The sequence below is a fragment of the Streptomyces rimosus subsp. rimosus genome, assembly GCF_000720725.1.
Taxonomy (GTDB): domain Bacteria; phylum Actinomycetota; class Actinomycetes; order Streptomycetales; family Streptomycetaceae; genus Streptomyces; species Streptomyces rimosus_A.
The window spans coordinates 1-21,959 of the sequence record NZ_JOCQ01000077.1 but is presented as its reverse complement, the minus strand read 5'-3'; the positions used below and the strand labels follow the sequence as shown (position 1 = coordinate 21,959).

The window sequence follows — 21,959 nt, the reverse complement described above, 5'->3', positions numbered from 1 at the left end:
CCATGCCAGTGCTCGAACCGAATCCGCAGGGCGGACAGAAGAAGCTGCTCATCGTGCTGGGGGCGATGCTGGCGGTGACCGTCGTCATCGGCGTCATCGCGAGCATCGCCTCACCCTGACGCGCCGGACGGCCCGGCCGGAGCGAGGGTGGGGCTAACCCCACCGTCCCCTAGGGGGCCAGGGTCAGGGGCAAGTGGGTGGTGTACCGGATGGGAACGGCAGCCGCCGGACCGTAGGTTCGACGTACACCGTGCCGCTGCGGTGGGCGCGGCCGCACCACGCGGCCGCGTCGTCCCCGCCAACGTCCCCGGAGGCCACCGATGTCCGCCGTGTCCAGCCGGTCGTCCGTCCCGCGCAGCCCGGGTGCCCGCACCGGCCTGCCGTGGTGGGCCGTGGCCCTGGCCGTCGTCTCCTTCGTCACGCTGCTCGTCGTCATGACCGCGCCGTCCCCGGCGCACGCGGTGAGCGCGTCCCAGAGCCTGGCGCCGCTGCTGGAATTCCTCGCCCGGGTCGTCGGCATCGCCGCCTGAGGGCCGGTACCGGTGACCGCCCACGGCGCGTTCACCCTGCGGGGGGAGCGCTCCAACACCTCGCGCCCCGCGCCGGGTTTCGTGCGAAGCTGGGAAACATGAGCGCCGAAACACCTCGCCGGATTGTCCTTCTTCGCCATGCCAAGGCCGACTGGTCCCAGGAGAGCGACCACGAGCGCCCCCTCGCGGACCGCGGCCGCAAGGACGCCCCGGTCGCCGGTCACTGGCTGGCCGGAGCCGGGATCACCCCCGACCTGACCCTGTGCTCGACCGCCGCGCGCACGCGCGAGACCTGGAAGCTCGTCGTGGGCGAGCTCCCGCAGCGGCCCCGGACCGTCTACGACGAGCGGCTGTACGAAGCCTCCCTCGGCGAACTGATCGCGCTGCTGAACGAGACCTCCGAAGAGGTCGGCGACCTGATGCTGGTCGGCCACAACCCGGGCATGCACGCGCTCGCCGACGCGCTGGCGGGCGAGGCGGAAGGCGATCTGCTGCCCCGGATGAACCGCAGCGGCTTCCCCACCTCCTCGATCGCCGTGCTGACCTTCACCGGCTCCTGGAAGTCGGTCGAGCACGGCGTCGGCCGCCTGGCCGCGTTCTGGGCGCCGCACGCCTGACCGGCACCGCCGGGAAGCACGAGGGCTCCGACGCGGCGCGCGTCGGAGCCCTTCGCCGTTCCGTACGGCCTCAGTCGTCGTGTGTGTCCGCCGCCTCGACCTCTTCGCGGGTGATGCCGAGCAGGTAGAGCACGGTGTCCAGGAACGGCACGTTCACCGCCGTGTGCGCGGCCTGGCGGACCAGCGGCTTGGCGTTGAACGCCACGCCCAGGCCCGCGGCGTTGAGCATGTCGAGGTCGTTGGCGCCGTCGCCGATCGCCACGGTCTGCGTGAGCGGCACGCCCGCCTCCTGGGCGAAGCGGCGCAGCAGCCGCGCCTTGCCCGCCCGGTCCACGATCTCGCCGGTCACCTTGCCGGTGAGCTTGCCGTCCACGATCTCCAGCGTGTTGGCGGACGCGAAGTCCAGGCCCAGCTCCTCCTGGAGTGCGTCGGTGACCTGGGTGAACCCGCCGGAGACGACGCCGACTTGGTAGCCGAGGTGCTTGAGGGTGCGGACCAGTGTCCGGGCGCCGGGGGTCAGCCGCACCTCCTTGCGCACGAGGTCCACCACGGACGCGTCGAGCCCCTTCAGGAGCGCGACGCGGGCGTGCAGCGACTCCTCGAAGTCCAGCTCGCCGCGCATTGCCGCGGTGGTGACCGCGGCGACCTCCGCCTCGCAGCCCGCGTGCGCCGCGAACAGCTCGATGACCTCGTCCTGGATGAGGGTGGAGTCGACGTCCATGACGATCAGCCGCCGGCCGCGGCGCTGGAGGCCGGAGGAGACCACCGCGATGTCCACTTCGAGGGCTGCGGCCTCTATGGCCAGGGTGGTGCGCAGGGTGTCCGTGGCGGTGCCGGAGACCGCGAACTCCACTGCGGTGACGGGGTACTTGGCGAGCCGGAAGATACGGTCGATGTTGGCGCCGGTGCCGGTGATCGCGGCGGCGATGGCGGCGGTGGACTCGGCGGTGAGCGGGTGGCCGAGCACGGTGACGTGCGAGCGGCCGGTGCCGCGCGGCCGGTTGTCACCGGTGCCGGAGATGATCTCGGCCTGGAGGTTCAGCGACTCGGCCCAGCTGTGGACGGTGGCGCGCAGGTCGCCCTCGGTGGCGCCGGACGAGCCGTCGGCCGGGACGGGCGAGGTGACCAGGACGCACAGCACGATGCGGCCCCGGGTGACCACCTGCTCGATGTCGACGACGTCGACGGAGTAGGCGGCGAGGGTGTCGAAGAGTCCGGCGGTGATACCCGGCCGGTCCTTTCCGAAGATCTTGACGAGGAGGGTCGGTACGTCGTCGCCCGGTACGGCGGTGGCAGGCGGGATCTGCGATGCGCTCATGGTGCTCTTACGGTAACCGGACCGTGCCGGCTCCCGTACAGGTGTCCGTGGTCCGGACGCTCCGCAGTTCAGCGGCGTTCTTCCGGCGTTCGCACGCAGGCCGTCAGCGGCCTCCTCCCGGCCGTCCGGGCGGCGGTGGCCCCTCGGGCGGATCCTCGCGACGCTTCCGGGGCGTGCCGTGCGGCTTGGGCGGCACCGGGGGACGCGGGGGAGGGGGCGGCCGGTAGCCGCTGCCGACCGTGGGGTGGGACTCGGGCGGCGGGGGAGCTTCCGGCGGCCTGCTTCCGGGGCGGCGCGCGGTCGGCGCCGCGTGCCCGGCGGGCGGCGGGTCCCAGTCGCGGGAGTGCGGGGGCTGCTCGGGGGGCGGCGGCCAGGTCTGGGTCTCCGGCGGGGGGCCTGCCGGTGGCGTCGGCCAGGTCTGCTGACGGGGCGGTTGCCCGGGTGGCGGCGGCGAAGGCTTTCGCCCCTCCGGCCGCCGCATATACGGATTCGTGTCGGCGTTCGGCGGCCGGTAGACAGGGGAGGGCGTGTACGGGCCGGGTCCGTAGGCGGCGTCGGGGTAACCCCGGGGGGCGTACCCCTGCGTGGGGGCCGCGTGATCCTTCCCGTACTTCTGCTGCGCACGGGCGTCGGCGTCCTGCCCGTACCTCTGCCCCCGTACGTCCTCCGGCCCGTGCCCCGCGCGCTCCGGCCCCGCACTCTCCGGCAGCCGTACGGCCCGCCGCCCGGCCGCCCCGGTGGCGCACGCAAGCAGGCCACCCACCAGGCCCGCCACCGCACCCCACACCGCCCCCAGCGCGAACGCCGCGGGCACGCTCCCGCGCAGCTCCAGGCCCGCGCCGAAGGCGTCGAATCCGAAGACGGACAGGCTCGCGTTGGCCGAGACGCCGGTCAGGTGCACCATCAGCGGCAGCGTGAGCGCCGTCAGCGCGCCCAGCCCGGCCGCGCAGCGCAGCGCGAAGGGCAGTGTCCGGGCGCCCGCCCGCGGCGTACGGACCGCCGTGAACACGCCCGCCAGCAACATCATCAGCGCGGCGGCCACCGGCAGCAGCCACACTCGCCCGTCCAGCTCGGCGAGCCGCCCGATGGTCAGCTGCGCCCCGTTCCGCCCGTCGAGCAGCTGGTCCACGGGGGCGGGCAGGAACCGGGTGAGCACGCCGGAGGCGCTGCCGTGCCAGGGGACGAAGAGGCCGAGCGGGATGCCGAGCCATACGCCGTTCGGGGCGGCGAGCAGTGCGGCGCCCAGTACCCGCCGCGGGTGATCGTCGCCGATGGCCGCGTACCCGGCAGCCGCCAGACCCGCCACGACCGCCACCAGCGCCACCGTGACCAGCGCCGACGCCGCGGGCCGCACGAAGCGGTGGGCGGCCGTGAGCGAGCGGGGCAGCGGCGCCCGCCGGGCCGCCAGCACCGTGATCAGCAGCACCCCCAGTACCCACACCGCGCCGCCGAGGAGGGAGGCGCCGGTGTCCACCGCGAATCCGACCGAAGCCTTGGCGCCGATCAGGTCGGCGATCCGCTCGGGCAGTCCGCCGCTGTCGCCGTCCCCGATGCCGAGACCGCCCAGGCCGTCCCGCAGCCGGTCGAGCAGTCCGCCGTCACCGCTCCCGCCTCCAGAGCCCCCGCCGCCGACGAGCCCGCCCAGTCCGGCCAGCGTCTTGCCGTCGATCGTTACGGAGTCGTGTCCGGCCCAGGCCAGGAAGGCCAGCAGCGCGACGAACAGACCCGCCAACGCCCCGGCGCGGGCGGCCAGTTCGCCCCACCCGACGGTCGCGCCGGCCCGGCGCAGCGACCGGGCGAACACCCACCCCAGCACCAGGGCACCCACCAGACCCACACCCAACGGCGCGATGTCAACGGCGGATTCGGCCGCCTGTCCCTCCAGCCCGAAGGCGCTCACATCGCCCGACGGCGTCACGGAGCCGCCCACGGCCAGCACCACCGCCGCGGCGGTCAGCGGGCCCAGCGACGCCGCGGAGTCGGCGCCCAGCAGGTGCAGCCCCAGCGCCGCCACCCCGGCCATCGCCAAGAACGCCCAGCTGACGGCGGCGACGGCGGACAGCAGAACGTCGCCCCAGCGGATCCGTGCGGTGGTGCCGGCGGTCATCGAAGCCCCCGATCCGAGCCGTGTCGTCCCGAACGCGCACGATGCCATGATCCGTACGCTTCCGTGGGTGCTTACCACTCTCCGTGGGCGTTTCGCCGCCGTCAACGCACCCGGCCGATGACCTTGCCGGGCCCGTTTTTTGGCTCCGGGCACCGTGCCTGAAATAGTTCCTCACGATGTTCGCCATCCCTAGACTTCCCATACAGGGCGTCACTCGGGGGACTATGTAATGGGGCATGGAGTGCCTGAACTCGTACTCGAATTGAACGGACGGACCTGGACGCTCGACCCGTCCCGGTCCTACAGCCTGGGCCGTGATCCGCAGGGCGACATGGTGCTGGACGACGCCAGGGTGTCCTGGCGGCACGCCATCGTGCGCTGGGGCGGACACAGTTGGGTCATCGAAGACCAGGGCAGCACCAACGGCACGTACGTCCAGGGCCAGCGGATCCATCAGCTGGAGATCGGCCCCGGCTCCGCGGTGCACCTCGGCAACGCCACCGACGGCCCGCGGCTGACCCTGTCGGGCAGCGCCGCGCCGGCCGCCGGGGTGCACAGCGCGCAGACCGCGATGGCCCAGCCGCAGGTCCAGGCCGGGCCCGGATGGGCCGCTCCGCCGCAGGCCCAGCAGCCGCCGCTCCACCAGGCGCCCGCCCACCACCAGGCCCCGGCTCACCAGGTCCCGCAGCAGCAGGGCTGGAACCAGCAGCCGCAGGCCCCGTACGCCCCGCAGCAGCCACCCCGGAGCCGGCCTCCCGTGGCGCAGCAGCCCCCCGTGGCGCAGCAGCCGCCGGCCGACCGGTCCGGCGCCGCCGCCCCGCCGGTCTACGGCGACCGCAGCCCGACCACGTTCCACCGCCTCGACCTCGGCCGCGTCATGCGCATCGGCCGCGCGCTGGAGAACGAGCTGGTCGTCTCCGACCTCCAGGTCTCCCGGCACCACGCCGAGTTCCGGGCCACGCCCGACGGCCGCTTCGAGATCCACGACCTCGGCAGCCACAACGGCACGTACATCAACGGCCAGCCGGTCCCGAAGTCGGGCAAGGCGCCGGTCGGCCCGAACGACATCATCGGCGTCGGCCACTCCACCTTCCGGCTGGTCGGCGACCGGCTGGAGGAGTTCGTCGACACCGGCGAGGTCTCCTTCTCGGCCCGCCACCTGACCGTCACCGTCGACGGCGGCAAGCAGATCCTCAAGGACGTCTCCTTCGGCGTCCCGGAGAAGTCCCTGGTGGCGGTCATCGGCCCGTCCGGGTCCGGCAAGTCCACCCTGCTCAAGGCGCTGACCGGCTACCGGCCCGCCGACCAGGGCGACGTCCTCTACGACAACCGCAACCTCTACAAGCAGTTCGCCGAGCTGCGCCAGCGCATCGGCCTGGTCCCGCAGGACGACATCCTCCACAAGGAGCTGACCGTCCAGAAGGCCCTGAAGTACGCGGCCAAGCTGCGCTTCCCCGGCGACACCGCCGAGGCCGAGCGCACCGCCCGTATCGACGAGGTGCTGCGCGAGCTGAAGCTGGACGTCCATAAGGACAAGAAGGTCACCTCCCTGTCCGGCGGCCAGCGCAAGCGCGTCTCGGTCGCCCTGGAGCTGCTGACCAAGCCGTCCCTGATATTCCTGGACGAGCCGACCTCCGGCCTGGACCCGGGCATGGACCGCGACGTCATGCAGCTGCTGCGCGGCCTGGCCGACGACGGCCGTACGGTCCTGGTGGTCACCCACTCCGTCGCCGAGCTGGCACTGTGCGACAAGCTGCTGGTGATGGCGCCGGGCGGCGGCGTGGCCTACTTCGGCCCGCCGGAGGAGGCGCTGAACTTCTTCCAGTACGACTCCTGGGCGGACGTCTTCTCCGCCTTCGAGAACTACCGCGACTACGACTGGATGGGCCGCTGGCGCGGCTCCCCGCACTACCAGATGTACGCCGCGGACATCGACGCCGTCGCCCCGCAGTCGGTCTCGGTCCAGGCGCCCCCGGTCCGGATGCAGAAGTCGCAGAGCTGGGGCTCGCAGCTGTGGACCCTGATGCGGCGCTACGTCTCGGTGCTCGCCTCCGACCGCGGCTTCCTCGGTCTGATGCTGATCCTGCCGGCCGTGCTCGGCGTGGTCTCCATCCTCATCCCCAGCCAGCACGGCCTGGGCTACGGCCCCAAGGGCCCCAACCGCGACGCCAGCACGATCATGCTGATCCTCGCGGTCGGGATGTGCTTCTCGGGCGCCGCCAACTCGGTCCGTGAGCTGATCAAGGAACGGGTGATCTACGAGCGGGAACGGGCCACCGGCCTGTCCCGGTCCGCGTACCTGATGTCCAAGGTGATCGTGCTCGGGGTGGTCACGGCCATCCAGGGCGTGATCATCGCGGCGATCGGCTTCACCCCGCGCAAGATGCCCACCGAGGGCGTGCTGTTCAAGGACCTGCCCGCCGTCGAGATGGGGCTGGCGATCATCGCGCTGGGCTTCACCTCGATGATGTTCGGCCTGATCATCTCGTCACTGGTCAAGACCGCCGAGAAGACCATGCCGCTGCTGGTCATGTTCGCCATCGTCCAGGTCGTCTTCACCGGCGTGCTCTTCCAGCTCTTCGACACGGTCGGCGTCGCCCAGGTGGCCTGGCTGATGCCGTCGCGCTGGGCGGTGGCCGCGATGGGCGCGACCGCCGACATGAACACGCTGCTGCCGTGGGAGGCGGGCAACCCCGACCCGCTGTGGAAGCACGAGGCGGGCGTCTACGCGATGGACCTGATCATCCTGCTCGCGCTCGGCGTCGCCCTGGCCTTCGCGGTGGCCCGGCTGCTGCGCCGGCACGAGCCGGAGGTCATGCGCAAGTAGCGCGTGGCACGACGAACGCCGAGGGGCGGCACCCAGCGCTGGGTGCCGCCCCTCGGCGTATGTGCGTCCGGCTCAGTACGCGGAGTTCACGTTGTCCATCGAGCCGTAGGTCGCGGCCGCGTAGTTGCAGGCGGCGACGATGTTGGCGACCGGGTCGAAGATGTCCCAGGAGGTGCCCTCGACGTGGTACGCCTGGAAGGTCGGGTCGATCACCTGGAGCAGGCCCTTGGACGGGGTGCCCTGCTGCGCGTTGGAGTCGTAGCCGTTGACGGCCTGCGGGTTGCCGGTCGACTCGCGCATGATGTTGCGGTAGAGACCGTCGTAGGAGCCCGGGATGCCGTGCTTCTGCATGATGTCCAGCGACTCGCGGATCCAGCCGTCCAGGTCGTTGCTGTACGACTTGGCCGGCTCCGGGGCCGGGGCGGCGGCGCGGTCGGCGGACCGGCTCGCGGCCTCCTTGTCCTTGCGCTCCTGCTCGGCCTTGGCCTTGGCGTCGGCCTCCTCCTTGGCCTTGGCCTCGTCAGCGGCCTTCTTCTTGGCCTCGGCGGCGTCCTTCTCGGCCTGCTGGGCGGAGGCGTCCGCCTGCTTGCCGATGGTCTCCAGCTGGGTCTTGGCGGCGCTGTCGACCGCGCTGAAGGCGACCGGCTTGACGTTCTGGGCCGCCTGGTCGTTCTGCCCGGCGTCCGCCGAACCCGGGACGAGGGCGAAGACCAGCGCGGCGGCACCGGCCGCGGCGACGCCGGCGGCCGAGAGCTTGTGCGTCCGGTTCAGGCGGGCGTAGCCGGGAATGGCGTGCTTGGGCATGCGGAGTCAGACCTCTTCCAATGGGGAGCGCCGCTGTGGCCGGGGACGGCGTTGCACGCCGAGTTCTGTCCACGGCGCCGAGCGACGGCAGTCATTGTTAGCGGCCGGAAATTGGCTGAGCAAAGAGCCGAATTACGATCCGGCTTAGTGGAACCCGGGGCGCGGATCTCGCGTCACCACCGGCTCATCCCATCGTCAGAGCCGGGTCAGCCCCAGGTACACCCCGCATCGTCCAAAAGTCGTACGTGTGCGGCAAAGCCACTAATGCCATTCGTAAGTGACCCAGGTCCTATGCGCGGCGTCACACCGGGCAAGGGGTTTAGTTGCCCGGTGTGATTGCTCTCGCACACTGCGTCAGTGAATTAGATCTCCACCAGCACCTGGTCCAGGGACTTACGGACCAGATCCGGTACCCGACAGTCCTCGGCCGGATATCCCACCGGAATCACCGCGAACGCCTTCTCGTTCGCGGGGCGCTCCAGCACCTCCTGGAGGAAGCGCATCGGGCTCGGTGTGTGCACCAGGGCGGCCAGGCCCGACAGGTGCAGCGCGGACAGCAGCATCCCGACCGCGATGCCCACCGACTCGTCCACGTAGTAGTGCTTGTGCTTCGTGCCGTCCGGGCCCAGCCAGTACCGCTGCTGGAAGACCACGATCAGGTGGGGCGCGTCGGTCAGGTGCGGCTTGATCTCGTCCGTACCCAGCGGGCGCAGCGCCGCCAGCCACTCCTCGCCCAGCCGGCCGGCGTAGGAGAGACGTTCCTCCGCCTCTGCCGCCTCCCGGATGCGCCGCCGCACCTCCGGGTCCTTGACCAGGGCGAACGTCCAGGGCTGCTGGTGCGCGCCGGAAGGCGCGGTGGCCGCGCAGGCGATGGCGTCCCTCACCGCCTGCTCCGGCACCGGGTCGGGGGAGAACTGCCGGACGGTCCGCCGCCGGTCCATCCGCTCCCGCAGCTCGGCGGCGCGGGCCAGGGATTCGCCGGCCGGCATCCGCTCGGGGTGGTACGCCACCGACCGGTAGGGATCGCCGTGGGTCGGTGCCCAGTTCCTCGTTGGTGTCGACATGCTCCGAGTCTGGGGTTCAGGACGGCATGATGAGGTGGAGATCCCCGAACTCGTGCCACAGGTAGCGGCGGCGCACGGCCTCCGCGTACGCCCGGCACAGCGCGTCCCCGAATCCCGCGCCGGCCGCCGCCTGCCCGACCGCCTCCAGCATGAGCAGGTGCGACGCCTGCGGCTCGTGCAGCCCGGTCAGCAGACCGTCCACCGCCCGCACCCCGCGCTCCGGGGTGACGACCAGCTCGGTCCACCCGGACGCCGCGCGGATCCGCCCGTCCGGGCCGGCGGCGGTCTCCAGCGCCCGTACGGCCGTGGTGCCCACCGCCACCACCCTGCCGCCGCCCGCCCGCGCCGCGTTGATCTGCCACGCCGTCGACGGCGGCACCGTGAAGCGCTCCGGGTACGGCGGCTCGTACGCCTCCGCCGACGCCACCCCCGTGTGCAGCGTCACCGGCGCGATCTGCACGCCCCGGCTGACCAGCCGCGCCACCAGGGACGCGGTGAACGGCCGCGCCGCGCTCGGCATCTCCGCGCTGCCGCCGCCGTCCGGCGAGCCCACCGCGAACACCGTCTGGTAGGCGTCCAGCGGCTGGTCCCGGTCGGTATAGCCGTAACGGATCGGCCGTCCGTACCGGCGCAGCAGATCCGCGACCGGCGCCCCGGACACCCGCGCCCACCACAGCCGTACGCCCCCGGAGTCCACCGGCGCCCGCAGCTCCAGCCGCGCCCCGCCCGGCAGCCGCACCACCGTCCCGGCCGGGCCACCCGCCCGCTGCCGGGTGCTGCCGCAGCCGTCCGGCGTCCGCAGCTCCACCGCCCAGTCCCCGGCCGCCGCCTCCGGCCGCGGGTGCTGCCGGTCGGCGCGCGTCGAGAAGTGCACCACCACCGGCTCGCCGCGGCCCCGCCCGTCCCCGAGCCGGCCGTCCAGCGCCGCCGGCAGGGTCCGCGAGGTGTTCACCACCAGGACGTCCCCGGCCGACAGCAGCCGCGGCAGCTCCCGGAACGCGTGGTGCGCCGGCTCCGCCGTACTCCGGCTGACCAGCAGGCGCACCGCGTCCCGGCCCCCGCCGGGCGCCCGCTGCTCGGCCGGCTCCCGCGCGGACAGCTCCGGCGGCACCCGCAGCACCTCGGCGGTCACCGGGCACCGTCCAGCAGGCCGGGCGCCGCGTACCGGCCGCTGGCCGCGCCCGCGTCCAGCAGCCGCAGCAGCGCCGGTACGACCGTCCCGGGCAGCGGGCGGCCGGAGCCGTCGTCGCCGGGCACGGCCGCCGCGTACAGGTCCGTCCGCATGTCGCCCGGGTCCACCCACCACACCCGCAGCCCCGGCTCCTCGACCGCCAGCACCGCCGAGAGCTGGTCGAGCGCCGCCTTCGCCGCCCCGTAACCGCCCCAGGTCTCGTACGCCTCGGCCGCCGCGTCGGAGCTGATGTTCAGCACCGCCCCGCCCGTACTCTTGTGGGCTTCTGTCCCTATGTGGTCATCGCTGTCACCTATATAAGGAGAAGGCCCGGACGTCTCGAAGACCGATGACACCCGCAGCAACGGCAGTGCCTCCTGTACGAGCCCCAGCGGCGCCACCGCGTTCACCTCCAGTGCCGCCCGCAGCCCGTCGAGCGCATGCTCCTCCAGCCGCACCAGCGGCTCCGCGCCCAGCACGCTCGCGTTGTTGACCAGCAGGTCCAGTCCGCCCAGGTCGCGCGCCGCCGCCACCAGCTCCGCCCGGTGCGCGGCGTCCGTCACGTCCCCGGGCAGCGCCACCACCCGCGCTCCGCCCCGGCGCAGCTCCCGCGCCGCCTCCTCCAGCGGCCCGGCCGACCTGGCGTCCACCACCAGATCCCAGCCCCGCCCGGCCAGCGCCGCGCCCAGCGCGCGCCCCAGCCCCTTCGACGCCCCCGTAATGATCGCCACCGGCATGGCCTCGTCCCGCCTCTCCGCCTCGCTGTGCGTCCGTACCGTCACGTTAGGAACGGGGGGACCCGGGCCACCTCGGGCATCGGGTGGGCCGGACCAGGGCACTTCGGCCTAGTCCCGACGGCCTAAGCGGAGGGCGACGGTGGTCCGATACGGCTGTCGGTGCCCGCCGGTACGGTGATGCCATGACCAACGGACCGCGGGACGGAGACGGGCCGGGCGCCGGGATCCCCGCCGTGAGCAGCGCGATCCTCGCCATGAGCCGGCACCTGGAGGTGCGCGACGTCCTCAAGACGATCGTCGCCTCCGCGCGCGAACTGCTCGACGCCGAGTACGCCGCGCTCGGCGTGCCCGACGACCACGGCGGCTTCGCGCAGTTCGTGGTCGACGGCGTCAGCGAGGAGCAGTGGAAGGCCATCGGCCCGCTGCCGCGCCAGCACGGCGTCCTCGCCGCGATGCTGCACAACGCCACCCCGGAGCGGCTCGCCGACGTCCGCACCGACCCGCGCTTCGGCGGCTGGCCCGCGGCCCACCCCGACATGTCCGACTTCATCGGCATGCCGGTCGCCGACGGCGACGAGATCCTCGGCGCGCTCTTCCTCGCCAACAAGCGCTGCCCCAAGCCCGAGGGCGGCTGCGGCTTCACCGCCGAGGACGAGCGGCTGCTCGGCATACTCGCCCAGCACGCCGCCATCGCGCTGACCAACGCCCGGCTGTACGAGCGCAGCCGCGAACTGACCATCGCGGGGGAGCGCGCCCGCCTCGCCCACGAACTGCACGACGCCGTCGCCCAGAAACTCTTCTCGCTGCGGCTGACCGCGCAGGCCGCCACCGCCCTCGTGGACCGCGACCCGGCGCGCGCCAAGGGCGAGTTGCAGCAGGTCGCCGCCCTCGCCGCGGAGGCCGCCGACGAACTGCGCGCCGCCGTCGTCGAGTTGCGCCCCGCCGCCCTGGACGAGGACGGCCTCGTCGCCACCCTGCGCTCCCAGGCCCAGGTCCTGGACCGCGCCCACCACGCCCGCGTCACCTTCGAGGCCCGCGGCGTACGGGCCCTGCCGGCCTCCCAGGAAGAGGCGCTGCTGCGCGTCGCCCAGGAGGCCCTGCACAACGCCCTGCGGCACGCCCGCGCCGACCGGGTCGAGGTGACCCTCGTACGGCGCGGCCAGGGCGCCCTGCTGCGCGTCGCCGACGACGGCCGCGGCTTCGACACCCGCGCGGTGCGCCGCGCCGGGCGGCACCTGGGCCTGGTGTCGATGCGCGACCGGGCGAGCGGCGTCGGCGGCCGGCTCACCGTGGAATCGGAGCCCGGCAAGGGCACCGCTGTGGAGATGGAGGTACCCGGTGGGTGACACGGACAGGGGCGGCGCGATGGCGGGCGGCGGACGGACGATCCGGGTGCTGCTGGTCGACGACCACCAGGTCGTACGGCGCGGGCTGCGCACGTTCCTGGAGGTCCAGGACGACATCGAGGTGGTGGGGGAGGCGTCCGACGGCGACGAGGGCATCGCCGCCGCCGAGCAGCTGCGCCCGGACGTCGTCCTGATGGACGTCAAGATGCCGGGCACCGACGGCATCGAAGCGCTGCGCAAGCTGCGCGAACTGGACAACCCGGCGCGCGTGCTGGTCGTCACCAGCTTCACCGAGCAGCGCACCGTCGTCCCGGCGCTCCGCGCGGGCGCGGCGGGCTACGTCTACAAGGACGTGGACCCGGAGGCGCTGGCCGGCGCCATCCGTTCCGTACACGCCGGGCACGTCCTGCTCCAGCCCGAGGTGGCCAGCGCGCTGCTCGCCCAGGAGGAGGGCAACAACGGCCAGGGGCGCGGCACGTCGCTGACCGACCGGGAGCGCGAGGTGCTGGCCCTGATCGCGGACGGCCGCTCCAACCGCGAGATCGCCCGGACGCTGGTGCTGTCCGAGAAGACCGTCAAGACCCATGTGTCGAACATCCTGATGAAGCTGGACCTGGCGGACCGGACCCAGGCGGCCCTCTGGGCGGTCCGGCACGGCATCGGCGCCTGAGGGGCCGGTCTCCGGTCCGACTATCAGGGCGCGGGCCGGTGTGCCCGCATCCCATCGGAGATTCATACCGTCGGGTGGACGTCACCCGTGTGGCGCAACCCGTCCGGAACCGGGCCGTTCTCCATGGCATGCCGCGGGACCCGACCGCGGCCGTCGTCAGGAGAGGTCAGAAGAAGTGAAGAACATCAAGAAGGCCGTGGCCGTCACGATCGCCACGGGCGGGCTCGCCTTCGCCGGTGCCGGTGCCGCCTGCGCGCAGGGCATCGCCCAGGGACACGCCGTCAACTCCCCCGGCGTCCTTTCCGGCAACCAGCTCCAGGTCCCGGTGCACATCCCGGTGAACGCCACCGGCAACACCGCCACCGTCGTCGGCGCCCTGAACCCGGCCTTCGGGAACCGCAGCCACAACTCCTGACGGGCGACGCGGCCGGCCGCCCGGCGCCCGCCGGACCGGCCGCTGCGAGCACTCCACCACCATCCCGGCCCCGCGCCGACACGTGAGGAACACCTACATGAACACCGCCAAGAAGGCCGCTCTCGTCCTCGCCACCGCCGGACTGGCCGCCGGTGCCGCCGCCGGCTCCGCCGCCGCGACCGGTCACGCGCACGCCAACGGCGCGGTCACCACGTCCCCCGGCATCCTGTCGGGCAACCTCGTCCAGGTCCCGGTGAGCGTGCCCGTGAACGTCTCCGGCAACACCATCAACGTCGTGGGCGTGCTGAACCCGGCCCACCACAACGCCTCGGCGAACCACTGAGCCACGGCACACCGGACCGCGGTCGCGCCGCGTCCTCCCCGAAGGCCCCGCCCGACCCTCTCCCCGGTCGGGCGGGGCCTTCCCCGTGCGCCCGTGCGAGCAGGGAGTCCGTAGGGGGGAGGGGGCGTCCGTACGGGGGAGGGTGTCCGTACGGCGGCCCGGTCATTCCCGGCGCCGCTCCGCCTCCTCCACGTACGCGTTGTACGCCGCGACCTGCGCGCGCCGGGCCGTGCGCTCCACCGGGCGCAGCGCCGCGGCCCGCGCGGCCATCTCCGACGCGCTCACCGCGCCACCGTGCTCCTGCCCGGCCCCGCCGGCGCCCTGCGCGATGCCGATGAGCGCGCCGACCCGCTGCGCCAGCTCCAGCACCCGCACCGCGCGCGGCGGATAGCCGGGCGCCAGCACCTGCCGGCCCGCCTCGGCCCGCGCGCGGTACGCCTCCAGCGCCGCCTGGGCGACCGGGCCGGAACCGGCCACGTCCAGCCGGGAGAGCACCTCCGTCGCCTCCCGCAGCGCCTCCGCCAGCTCCCGTTCCGCCTCGCCGAGCGAGGGGACGTCGGCCGGCGGCGCGTCCCGTATCGCGAGGCAGTGCCAGACCACCTCGACGTGCACGTCGGCGCGCGGCACCGGCGAGCCCTCCGGGCCGGACTCGAACACCTCCGGGACGAGGCCCAGCGCGGCCCCGGCCGCCAGCACCGCCTCCTCGGCCTCCATCGCCCGCGCGTTGAACTCCGGCGGGCCGCTCAGCCCCAGCGGATGCCCCGGCACCGGCAGCGCCACCCGCAGGCCCGTCGCGCCCAGCGCCCGCAGCCGCCCCAGCGCGAGCGTCAGCCCGACCGGGCCCGGCTCGCCGGGCAGGCCGCGCACGCGGTGCACCGCGTCGTCGTCCGCGATCCGCTGCGCGGCTTCATCAGGTGAGACAAGCCCGGCCAAAAGGGCATTTCCCCACGCGGCCAGGCGTCCCGAACGAGGTTCATCGAGCATGCTCCCCAGCCTAAGGACAGGCACTGACAGCGAGTGGCGTAGGTTTGCTGGGGGGATGCGCCCACAGGCGCACGAGACGACCGAGATGCAATGGGAGACAACGCGCTCATGAGCGATGTGCTGGAGCTGGTGGACGTATCCGTGGTCCGCGACGGACGGGCTCTGGTGGACCAGGTCTCCTGGTCGGTCAAGGAGGGCGAGCGCTGGGTCATCCTCGGCCCCAACGGCGCCGGTAAGACCACCCTGCTCAACGTCGCCTCCAGCTACCTCTACCCGAGCACCGGGACCACCACGATCCTCGGCGAGACGCTCGGCAAGGTCGACGTCTTCGACCTGCGCCCGCGCATCGGCGTGGCCGGCATCGCACTCGCCGACAAGCTGCCGCGCAGCCAGACCGTCCTGCAGACCGTGCTCACCGCCGCGTACGGCATGACCGCCGGCTGGCGCGAGACGTACGAGGACATCGACGAGCAGCGCGCCCGCGCCTTCCTCGACCGCCTCGGCATGAACGAGTACCTCGACCGGAAGTTCGGCACCCTCTCCGAGGGCGAGCGCAAGCGCACCCTCATCGCCCGCGCGATGATGACCGACCCCGAGCTGCTCCTGCTGGACGAGCCCGCGGCCGGCCTCGACCTCGGCGGCCGCGAGGACCTCGTACGCCGCCTCGGCCGGCTCGCCCGCGACCCGTACGCCCCCTCCATGATCATGGTCACCCACCACGTCGAGGAGATCCCGCCGGGCTTCACCCACGTCCTGATGATCCGACAGGGCAAGGTGCTCACCGCCGGACCGCTCGACCTGGAGCTGACCTCCGGCAACCTCTCGCGCTGCTTCGGCCTGCCGCTGATCGTCGAGCGCAACGGCGACCGCTGGACCGCCCAGGGCCTGCCGCTTTCCTGACCTTTCGGGTCACTCCTTGACCGGACGGCCCCTGTCCCGGGCCGTCCGGCGGATCTACCATGAAGGCGTGGATCCATGGGTGTGGTGGCTCGTCGCCGCCGTGGGACTGGGCATTCCGCTCGTCGTGACCGCGATGCCCGAGTTCGGGATGCTCGCGGTCGGCGCCGTCGCCGGTGCTGTGACCGCGGGGCTCGGCGGCGGCACGGTCACGCAGTTCATTGTCTTCGCCGCCGTCTCGGTCGCGCTCATCGCGGTGGTCCGCCCCATCGCCAACCGCCACCGCAGTCAACGCCCGCAGCTGGCCTCGGGCATCGACGCCCTCAAGGGCCGCTCCGCGACCGTCCTGGAACGGGTCGACGCCTCCGGCGGCCGGGTCAAGCTCGGCGGCGAGGTCTGGTCGGCCCGCGCGCTGGACGCCGACCAGGTCTACGAGCCGGGCCAGAAGGTGGACGTGGTGGAGATCGAAGGCGCCACCGCGGTCGTCATGTAGCCGCCACGGTCGTCGGGTAAGAGGCCCAGCCAGTCGTCGTACGAGCGCACCGATGAGCCGAACCGCCTGCGTGAGGGCCGTTCGCTCTGGAAGACTCGATCAAGCGGAAGGCCGGCACCGGCCGCCGCAGCCAGTCACCGAGGGGTACCGGGAGCCGCAGTGGAACCGATCATCATCGTCCTGATCATCCTGGTGGTGCTCGTGTTCATCGCACTCATCAAGACGATCCAGGTCATCCCACAGGCCAGCGCCGCCATCGTGGAGCGCTTCGGCCGCTACACCCGCACCCTCAACGCGGGCCTGAACATCGTCGTGCCGTTCATCGACTCCATCCGCAACCGCATCGACCTGCGCGAACAGGTCGTGCCGTTCCCCCCGCAGCCGGTGATCACCCAGGACAACCTGGTCGTGAACATCGACACCGTCATCTACTACCAGGTCACCGACGCGCGTGCCGCGACGTACGAGGTCGCCAGCTACATCCAGGCCATCGAGCAGCTGACCGTCACCACCCTGCGCAACATCATCGGCGGCATGGACCTGGAGCGGACCCTGACCTCCCGCGAGGAGATCAACGCGGCGCTGCGCGGCGTCCTGGACGAGGCCACCGGCAAGTGGGGCATCCGCGTCAACCGCGTCGAGCTGAAGGCGATCGAGCCGCCGACCTCCATCCAGGACTCGATGGAGAAGCAGATGCGCGCCGACCGTGACAAGCGCGCGGCGATCCTCCAGGCCGAAGGTGTCCGGCAGTCCCAGATCCTGACCGCCGAGGGTGAGAAGCAGTCCTCGATCCTGCGCGCCGAGGGTGAGGCCAAGGCCGCCGCGCTGCGCGCCGAGGGCGAGGCCCAGGCGATCCGGGTGGTCTTCGAGTCCATCCACGCCGGCGACCCGGACCAGAAGCTGCTGTCGTACCAGTACCTCCAGATGCTGCCGAAGATCGCCGAGGGCGACGCCAACAAGCTCTGGATCGTCCCCAGCGAGATCGGCGACGCCCTCAAGGGCCTCGGCGGCGCCATCAACAGCTTCAACCCCGCGGGCGGCGGCGCCCCGTCCGCCGGCCCCGGCATGACCAAGTCCGCCCCGCACCGCGAACAGCCGCCCATCGACTGACCCGGCTCTCCGCAGGGCCCGCTCCCGGCCGAAGCACTGTGCCGGGGGCGGGCCCTGATGCATGATCGGACCGTACCGATCATGTACGAGGGAGATCGCATGACCATCTGGGAAGCGCTCGCCGTCTTCGCCGCGGGCGGTGCTGCCGGGGCGATCAACGTCGTGGTCGGCTCCGGCACCCTGATCACCTTCCCCGTCCTGCTGGCCACCGGCCTGCCGCCGGTCACCGCCAACGTCTCCAACACCCTGGGGCTGGTGCCCGGTTCGCTCAGCGGCGCGATCGGCTACCGCCGCGAACTGGCCGGACAGGGGCGCCGCATACGCCGCTTCGGCGCCGCGGCCCTGGCCGGCGGGCTGGTCGGCGCGGCCCTGCTCCTGCTGCTGCCGTCCGACGCCTTCGACGCGATCGTGCCCGTACTGATCGCCGTCGCCCTCGTCCTCGTCGTCGTCCAGCCCCGGCTCGCCGCCGCGCTGCGCGCCCGCCGCGAACGCAACGGCACCACCGCCCGTACGGACGGTGGTGCCCTGCTGCTGACCGGGATCCTTTTCGCGAGCATGTACGGCGGCTACTTCGGCGCCGCCCAGGGAGTCATCTACCTCTCCCTGATGGGCCTGCTGCTCAGCGAGGAACTGCAGCGCCTCAACGCCGTCAAGAACGTCCTGTCCCTGCTCGTCAACGGCGTCGCCGCGCTCTTCTTCCTCTTCGCCGCGCCCATCGACTGGCTCGCCGTCGTCCTCATCGCCACCGGCTCGGCCCTCGGCGGCCTGATCGGCGCCAGGATCGGCCGCCGGCTGCGGCCGGCCGTACTGCGCGGGGTGATCGTCGCCGTCGGCATCGCGGCGATCACCCAGCTGCTCCTCGACTGACCCGTACGAGCGCTACGCGGGCAGCCCCAGCCAGTCCGGCAGCTCCTCCCGTACGGAACCGGCCAGCGCCGCCACCAGAGCGTCCGCGGGCGTCGGCTCGAACGGCCGGGTCAGCAGCCGCATCCCGGCCTGCTCCGGCGTCCGGTCCGCCTTGCGGTGATTGTCCTCGGCGCAGGACGCGACGGTGTTCAGCCAGTTGTCGCCGCCGCCGCGCGAGCGCGGCACGATGTGGTCCACGGTCGTCGCCCGCCGACCGCAGTACCCGCACCGGTGCTGGTCCCGTACGAGAACGCCGCGCCGCGACCACGCCGCCTGTCTTCGGAACGGCACCCGTACGTACCTGCTGAGCCGGATCACCTGCGGCACCGGCACCTCCACCGCGGCCGCCCGGAACCGCAGCCCCGGATGCGCCTGCTCGACCACGGCCTTGTCCTGCATCACCAGCACCACCGCACGCCGCAGCGACACCGTCGCCAGCGGCTCGAAGCTGGCATTGAGTACAAGTGTCTCGCGCATCCCGTCCACCTCCCGGTCCCCGTTCGCCGCTCGGCGAAGTGGGTCCACTGTGCAGCTCCAGTGATCCCCTGGACAACGCAATTTCCGCACGCCACAAGGGAGATGGAAGGTGTCGGGGAGGTGAAGGTAAGGGTGTGCACGAGGGGGCGGGAGAGGGCGCTCGGCGGCGCGAAGCGGGCGGCACGCCCCGGGGCCCCGCCCCCGTGCGTACACCGGGACCCCGGAGCGTTCGGCAGCCGGCGCGGACGTCCGACACGAAACGGACTCCGGCAGGCGGCCGGCGACACACCTGCGCCCCGCCGCCTCCGCCACTGCGGTGCCGGCTGCCCGACGGCCGTACCGCGAGCCGTTCGCCGGTCATGCACCACTGTGCGAGCACGGGCGCCGGGGCGCAACGGAATTAGGCCGGTGTCCGCGCGGCCGCACGCGGCCGCGGTCCGGACACCGGCCCCTTTGCTCAGCTTCCGGCCGACACCTCGTACTCGCCGATCAGCTGCGCCCGGCCGATCGCGTGGAAGCGGAGGTTGAAGCCGACCACGGCCGGCGTCGCGTCCGCGTCCGGACCGAGCTTCTCCTGGTCCACCGCGTACACGGTGAAGACGTAGCGGTGCGGGCCGTCACCGGGCGGCGGCGCCGCACCCGTGAAGTCCCGCGAACCCGCGTCGTTGCGTACGTGGACGGCCCCCTCCGGCAGCCCCTTCATGTCACCCGTACCGGCGCCCGCGGGCAGCTCGGTGACGGAGGCGGGGATGTCGAAGACCGACCAGTGCCAGAAGCCGCTGCCGGTCGGCGCATCCGGGTCGAAGCAGGTGACGGCGTAACTGCGGGTCCCCTCGGGCGCGCCCTCCCACCGCAGGTGCGGCGAGGTGTTGCCCTCCGCCTGCACCTGCGCCGACGGAAGCGGGCTGCCGTCGGTCAGCCCGTCGCTCACCACGGTGAACCCGGCCACCGGCGGATGGAAATCGTGCGGGAGCGGCCGGCGCTTGAGCTCGGACACCTGGGCACCTCCTGAGTCGCGAATGGACAGCTGTCGGGCCAGGTTAGAGCCTGTGCCGAAGCTCCGGCCGGGCACCCGGCCGGGGGCGGCGCCGGTCGTCAGAACCAGTTCCGCTTGCCGCCGACCTCCGCTAGCCACTGGTTGAGGTACGCCGCCCAGTCGGTGGCCTGGAAGCCGTCCAGCGGCACCACGAACGAGCGGTAGGTGTCGCTGCCCTCGCTGAAGAGACCCGGCTTCTTGTCCATCTCCAGCACCACGTCCATCTCGCGGTCGTCCGCGACGAAGGACAGCTCGACCTGGTTCAGACCGCGGTACTGCTGCGGCGCGTAGAACTCGATCTCCTGGTAGAACGGCAGCCGCTGCCGGGTGTCCCGGATGTGCCCCTGCTCCAGGTCCGCGCTCTTGAAGCGGAACCCGAGCCGGCCGAAGGCGTCGAGAATGGCCTGCTGCGCCGGCAGCGGGTGCACGTTGACCGGATCGAGGTCACCGGAGTCCACCGCACGGGCGATCGCCAGCTCCGTCGTCACCCCGACGTGCATACCGTGCAGTTGCTGCCCCAGGAACGTCGTCACCGGCGTCTCCCACGGGATCTCCAGCCCGAACGGCACCGTGTGCACCGCACCGGCCTGCACCTCGAAGGCGCCGCCGAGCCGCAGCTTGGTGAATTCGACGTCCCGCTTGTACTCCTGCTCACCGCCCTCCACCTCGACGCGCGCCTGGAGGCCCACCGACAGGCCCTCGATCCGCTGGGCGACCGAACCGCCCTCGATCCGCACCTCGCCCTGCACGACCCCGCCCGGCACGACGTTCTCCTCGAAGAGCACCGTCTCCACCGACGCTCCTCCGGCCCCCAAGCTGGCCAGCAGCTTCTTGAACCCCATGCTCGTTCCCTCCCAGGCAGACGCCTGTACCTCGTGCGATGTGCCGGGAACCCGGCCCGACCGGTCCCACGCCGGTCGGCGCGCTCCGGTTCCGTATGCCACACCTTTCCAAACCCTTCCCGCCGGAACACCCCGGTGGGAAGTCGCGCGCCCGATGGTTCGCGTCGCTCTCCGTTACCCTTGATCCGCATGATCGTCGCACCGGACCGCCGACCGCTCACCCGGGACTTCTTCGACCGTCCCGTCCTGGACGTCGCGCCTGAGCTGCTCGGCCGCACCCTCGTACGCCGTACCCCACAGGGGCCGATCGAGCTGCGTATCACGGAGGTGGAGGCCTACAACGGGTCGTCCGACCCGGGTTCGCACGCCTACCGGGGCCGCACCGCGCGCAACGCCTCGATGTTCGGCCCGCCCGGTCACGCGTACGTGTACTTCATCTACGGCATGTGGTTCAGCCTCAACCTGGTCTGCAACAAGGAGGACACCGCCAGCGGTGTCCTGCTGCGGGCGGGGGAGGTGCTCACCGGTACGGAGCAAGCCGCCGCGCGCCGTCCGAAGGCGCGCAACACGCGCGAGCTGGCCAAGGGCCCGGCCCGGCTCGCCACCGCCCTCGACATCGACCGCTCCCTGGACGGTACGGACATCTGCTCCACCGCCCCCGACCAGCCGCTCACCGTTCTGTACGGGCATCCGGCGGACGCCGGCGAGGTGCTGAACGGGCCGCGTACGGGCATCAGCGGCGAGGGCGCCGTGCACCCGTGGCGCTTCTGGATCGACGGCGATCCCACGGTCAGTCCGTACCGCGCGCATGTGCCGCGCAAGCGCCGGAGCAGGGCTGCTTGACTCCGCCCCGGCGACCGCCTAACGTAGCCCGAGCCGCTTGAGACGGGCAGCGCTGTCTGCGCGGGCCGCCGAGCGACGCAAACCCACTACCTACGAACGATCACCCCGGGGCGGGGCCGGTTTCGCTTGCCTTTCGCTTGCCGAAATTCGACGCCACGGCTCGATTATGAGTCGCCCGGGAATTCGACTAACGTAGTGATCACGCCGAAAGGCGCGAACAACCCCCTCCGACGGGGAATCGGAAACGAATGCAGCCCGGAAACGGATTGCCAAGCGGTTCTGATAGAGTCGGAAAGGCCGGAAAGCGAAAGCCGGACGGTCAGCCCGCTCCAGCAGGGAGCCGGAAACGGAAAGCGGAAACGCCGAACGGATCTGGTAAGGTTGGAACCGCGAAGAAGCCGAAAGGCCGAAACGCACCGGCG

Annotated in this window: 23 protein-coding genes; 13 read left to right on the top strand and 10 right to left on the bottom strand. The window is 72.5% G+C overall.

The annotated features are described in order from the left end of the window. Nucleotides 1-2 precede the first annotated feature (2 nt). The 3 genes from IH45_RS1000000150690 (at nt 3) to IH45_RS0130715 (ending at nt 1,147) form a co-directional block, all read left to right on the top strand. Entirely contained in the window at nt 3-119 is a 117-nt protein-coding gene (locus IH45_RS1000000150690) for an SGM_5486 family transporter-associated protein (RefSeq protein WP_254379843.1), read from the top strand. Nucleotides 120-320: 201 nt separating this feature from the next. Next, nucleotides 321-530, top strand: coding sequence for a hypothetical protein (locus IH45_RS0130720; protein WP_030675898.1), 210 nt, complete (start codon nt 321-323; stop codon nt 528-530). A 98-nt stretch (nt 531-628) separates the two neighbouring features. After that, complete coding sequence (locus IH45_RS0130715) at nt 629-1,147, top strand: SixA phosphatase family protein (RefSeq protein WP_030675895.1); 519 nt, start codon at nt 629-631, stop codon at nt 1,145-1,147. A gap of 70 nt (nt 1,148-1,217) precedes the next feature. Here IH45_RS0130715 and serB read toward each other — a convergent pair whose 3' ends face one another. Beyond that, nucleotides 1,218-2,465 carry a phosphoserine phosphatase SerB gene (gene serB, locus IH45_RS0130710; protein WP_030675891.1) on the bottom strand — a complete coding sequence of 416 codons (1,248 nt, stop codon included), beginning with the start codon at nt 2,463-2,465 and terminating at the stop codon, nt 1,218-1,220. 103 nt (nt 2,466-2,568) lie between these two features. Then, complete coding sequence (locus tag IH45_RS01000000144275) at nt 2,569-4,572, bottom strand: streptophobe family protein (protein WP_078897853.1); 2,004 nt, start codon at nt 4,570-4,572, stop codon at nt 2,569-2,571. 229 nt (nt 4,573-4,801) lie between these two features. On the opposite strand from IH45_RS01000000144275, the gene IH45_RS0130700 reads away from it, so the two are divergent. Further along, entirely contained in the window at nt 4,802-7,399 is a 2,598-nt protein-coding gene (locus IH45_RS0130700; RefSeq protein ID WP_030675883.1) for an ABC transporter ATP-binding protein/permease, read from the top strand. Nucleotides 7,400-7,471: 72 nt separating this feature from the next. On the opposite strand, the gene IH45_RS0130695 is transcribed toward IH45_RS0130700, so the two are convergent. From IH45_RS0130695 to IH45_RS0130680, 4 genes are all read right to left on the bottom strand, one after another. Beyond that, complete coding sequence (locus IH45_RS0130695; protein WP_030675881.1) at nt 7,472-8,203, bottom strand: transglycosylase SLT domain-containing protein; 732 nt, start codon at nt 8,201-8,203, stop codon at nt 7,472-7,474. Between the two features lie 362 nt (nt 8,204-8,565). Then, nucleotides 8,566-9,267, bottom strand: coding sequence for a nitroreductase family protein (locus tag IH45_RS0130690; RefSeq protein WP_030675878.1), 702 nt, complete (start codon nt 9,265-9,267; stop codon nt 8,566-8,568). 16 nt (nt 9,268-9,283) lie between these two features. Next, complete coding sequence (locus IH45_RS0130685) at nt 9,284-10,399, bottom strand: S-adenosylmethionine:tRNA ribosyltransferase-isomerase (RefSeq protein ID WP_030675875.1); 1,116 nt, start codon at nt 10,397-10,399, stop codon at nt 9,284-9,286. Continuing rightward, nucleotides 10,396-11,175 (bottom strand): SDR family NAD(P)-dependent oxidoreductase, encoded by a 780-nt coding sequence (locus tag IH45_RS0130680; protein WP_030675859.1) that lies wholly within the window; start codon nt 11,173-11,175, stop codon nt 10,396-10,398. Before IH45_RS0130680 ends, IH45_RS0130685 begins: the two co-directional genes overlap by 4 nt. 182 nt (nt 11,176-11,357) lie before the next feature. Here IH45_RS0130680 and IH45_RS0130675 point away from each other — a divergent pair, with 182 nt between their 5' ends. The 4 genes from IH45_RS0130675 (at nt 11,358) to IH45_RS0130660 (ending at nt 13,949) form a co-directional block, all read left to right on the top strand. Next, on the top strand, nt 11,358-12,521 hold the full coding sequence (locus IH45_RS0130675) for a GAF domain-containing sensor histidine kinase (RefSeq protein WP_030675856.1): 1,164 nt from the start codon (nt 11,358-11,360) through the stop codon (nt 12,519-12,521). A 19-nt stretch (nt 12,522-12,540) separates the two neighbouring features. Next, nucleotides 12,541-13,191 carry a response regulator gene (locus IH45_RS0130670; RefSeq protein WP_030675853.1) on the top strand — a complete coding sequence of 217 codons (651 nt, stop codon included), beginning with the start codon at nt 12,541-12,543 and terminating at the stop codon, nt 13,189-13,191. 175 nt (nt 13,192-13,366) lie between these two features. Continuing rightward, a complete protein-coding gene (locus IH45_RS0130665) occupies nt 13,367-13,606 on the top strand; it encodes a chaplin (protein ID WP_030675850.1) in 240 nt (79 codons plus the stop codon). Nucleotides 13,607-13,703: 97 nt separating this feature from the next. Next, a complete protein-coding gene (locus tag IH45_RS0130660) occupies nt 13,704-13,949 on the top strand; it encodes a chaplin family protein (protein ID WP_030675838.1) in 246 nt (81 codons plus the stop codon). Nucleotides 13,950-14,111: 162 nt separating this feature from the next. Here the strand turns inward: IH45_RS0130660 and IH45_RS0130655 are convergent, their stop codons facing one another. Then, nucleotides 14,112-14,933, bottom strand: a complete 822-nt coding sequence (locus IH45_RS0130655) for a hypothetical protein (RefSeq protein WP_030675835.1) — start codon at nt 14,931-14,933, stop codon at nt 14,112-14,114. Nucleotides 14,934-15,023: 90 nt separating this feature from the next. On the opposite strand from IH45_RS0130655, the gene IH45_RS0130650 reads away from it, so the two are divergent. The 4 genes from IH45_RS0130650 to IH45_RS0130635 all read left to right on the top strand — a co-directional run bounded on the left by IH45_RS0130650 (nt 15,024) and on the right by IH45_RS0130635 (nt 18,300). Continuing rightward, a complete protein-coding gene (locus IH45_RS0130650) occupies nt 15,024-15,833 on the top strand; it encodes an ABC transporter ATP-binding protein (RefSeq protein WP_030675831.1) in 810 nt (269 codons plus the stop codon). A 79-nt stretch (nt 15,834-15,912) separates the two neighbouring features. Further along, nucleotides 15,913-16,323 carry an NfeD family protein gene (locus IH45_RS0130645; RefSeq protein ID WP_030675828.1) on the top strand — a complete coding sequence of 137 codons (411 nt, stop codon included), beginning with the start codon at nt 15,913-15,915 and terminating at the stop codon, nt 16,321-16,323. 159 nt (nt 16,324-16,482) lie between these two features. Beyond that, complete coding sequence (locus IH45_RS0130640) at nt 16,483-17,433, top strand: SPFH domain-containing protein (RefSeq protein ID WP_030675826.1); 951 nt, start codon at nt 16,483-16,485, stop codon at nt 17,431-17,433. Nucleotides 17,434-17,532: 99 nt separating this feature from the next. Next, nucleotides 17,533-18,300, top strand: coding sequence for a sulfite exporter TauE/SafE family protein (locus tag IH45_RS0130635; protein WP_030675823.1), 768 nt, complete (start codon nt 17,533-17,535; stop codon nt 18,298-18,300). Between the two features lie 12 nt (nt 18,301-18,312). Here the strand turns inward: IH45_RS0130635 and IH45_RS0130630 are convergent, their stop codons facing one another. The 3 genes from IH45_RS0130630 to IH45_RS0130620 all read right to left on the bottom strand — a co-directional run bounded on the left by IH45_RS0130630 (nt 18,313) and on the right by IH45_RS0130620 (nt 20,694). Then, the gene (locus IH45_RS0130630; protein WP_030675820.1) at nt 18,313-18,816 is read right to left on the bottom strand and encodes an HNH endonuclease; all 504 of its coding nucleotides are present in this window, start codon (nt 18,814-18,816) and stop codon (nt 18,313-18,315) included. A gap of 457 nt (nt 18,817-19,273) precedes the next feature. After that, nucleotides 19,274-19,813 carry a YbhB/YbcL family Raf kinase inhibitor-like protein gene (locus tag IH45_RS0130625; RefSeq protein ID WP_030675817.1) on the bottom strand — a complete coding sequence of 180 codons (540 nt, stop codon included), beginning with the start codon at nt 19,811-19,813 and terminating at the stop codon, nt 19,274-19,276. A 98-nt stretch (nt 19,814-19,911) separates the two neighbouring features. Next, nucleotides 19,912-20,694 (bottom strand): sporulation protein, encoded by a 783-nt coding sequence (locus IH45_RS0130620; RefSeq protein ID WP_030675813.1) that lies wholly within the window; start codon nt 20,692-20,694, stop codon nt 19,912-19,914. 189 nt (nt 20,695-20,883) lie between these two features. Here IH45_RS0130620 and IH45_RS0130615 point away from each other — a divergent pair, with 189 nt between their 5' ends. Beyond that, the gene (locus IH45_RS0130615) at nt 20,884-21,537 is read left to right on the top strand and encodes a DNA-3-methyladenine glycosylase (protein WP_030675811.1); all 654 of its coding nucleotides are present in this window, start codon (nt 20,884-20,886) and stop codon (nt 21,535-21,537) included. Nucleotides 21,538-21,959: the final 422 nt, after the last annotated feature.

Coding starts and splice junctions, on each gene's coding strand:
- IH45_RS0130695 (WP_030675881.1), bottom strand. CDS start 8,203: ATGCCCAAGCACGCCATTCCCGGCTACGCCCGCCTGAACCGGACGCAC.
- IH45_RS0130675 (WP_030675856.1), top strand. CDS start 11,358: ATGACCAACGGACCGCGGGACGGAGACGGGCCGGGCGCCGGGATCCCC.
- IH45_RS0130700 (WP_030675883.1), top strand. CDS start 4,802: ATGGGGCATGGAGTGCCTGAACTCGTACTCGAATTGAACGGACGGACC.
- IH45_RS0130635 (WP_030675823.1), top strand. CDS start 17,533: ATGACCATCTGGGAAGCGCTCGCCGTCTTCGCCGCGGGCGGTGCTGCC.
- IH45_RS1000000150690 (WP_254379843.1), top strand. CDS start 3: ATGCCAGTGCTCGAACCGAATCCGCAGGGCGGACAGAAGAAGCTGCTC.
- IH45_RS0130660 (WP_030675838.1), top strand. CDS start 13,704: ATGAACACCGCCAAGAAGGCCGCTCTCGTCCTCGCCACCGCCGGACTG.
- IH45_RS0130615 (WP_030675811.1), top strand. CDS start 20,884: ATGATCGTCGCACCGGACCGCCGACCGCTCACCCGGGACTTCTTCGAC.
- IH45_RS0130715 (WP_030675895.1), top strand. CDS start 629: ATGAGCGCCGAAACACCTCGCCGGATTGTCCTTCTTCGCCATGCCAAG.
- IH45_RS0130670 (WP_030675853.1), top strand. CDS start 12,541: ATGGCGGGCGGCGGACGGACGATCCGGGTGCTGCTGGTCGACGACCAC.
- IH45_RS0130630 (WP_030675820.1), bottom strand. CDS start 18,816: ATGCGCGAGACACTTGTACTCAATGCCAGCTTCGAGCCGCTGGCGACG.
- IH45_RS0130680 (WP_030675859.1), bottom strand. CDS start 11,175: ATGCCGGTGGCGATCATTACGGGGGCGTCGAAGGGGCTGGGGCGCGCG.
- IH45_RS01000000144275 (WP_078897853.1), bottom strand. CDS start 4,572: ATGACCGCCGGCACCACCGCACGGATCCGCTGGGGCGACGTTCTGCTG.
- IH45_RS0130620 (WP_030675813.1), bottom strand. CDS start 20,694: ATGGGGTTCAAGAAGCTGCTGGCCAGCTTGGGGGCCGGAGGAGCGTCG.
- IH45_RS0130650 (WP_030675831.1), top strand. CDS start 15,024: ATGGGAGACAACGCGCTCATGAGCGATGTGCTGGAGCTGGTGGACGTA.
- IH45_RS0130655 (WP_030675835.1), bottom strand. CDS start 14,933: ATGCTCGATGAACCTCGTTCGGGACGCCTGGCCGCGTGGGGAAATGCC.
- IH45_RS0130720 (WP_030675898.1), top strand. CDS start 321: ATGTCCGCCGTGTCCAGCCGGTCGTCCGTCCCGCGCAGCCCGGGTGCC.
- serB (WP_030675891.1), bottom strand. CDS start 2,465: ATGAGCGCATCGCAGATCCCGCCTGCCACCGCCGTACCGGGCGACGAC.
- IH45_RS0130690 (WP_030675878.1), bottom strand. CDS start 9,267: ATGTCGACACCAACGAGGAACTGGGCACCGACCCACGGCGATCCCTAC.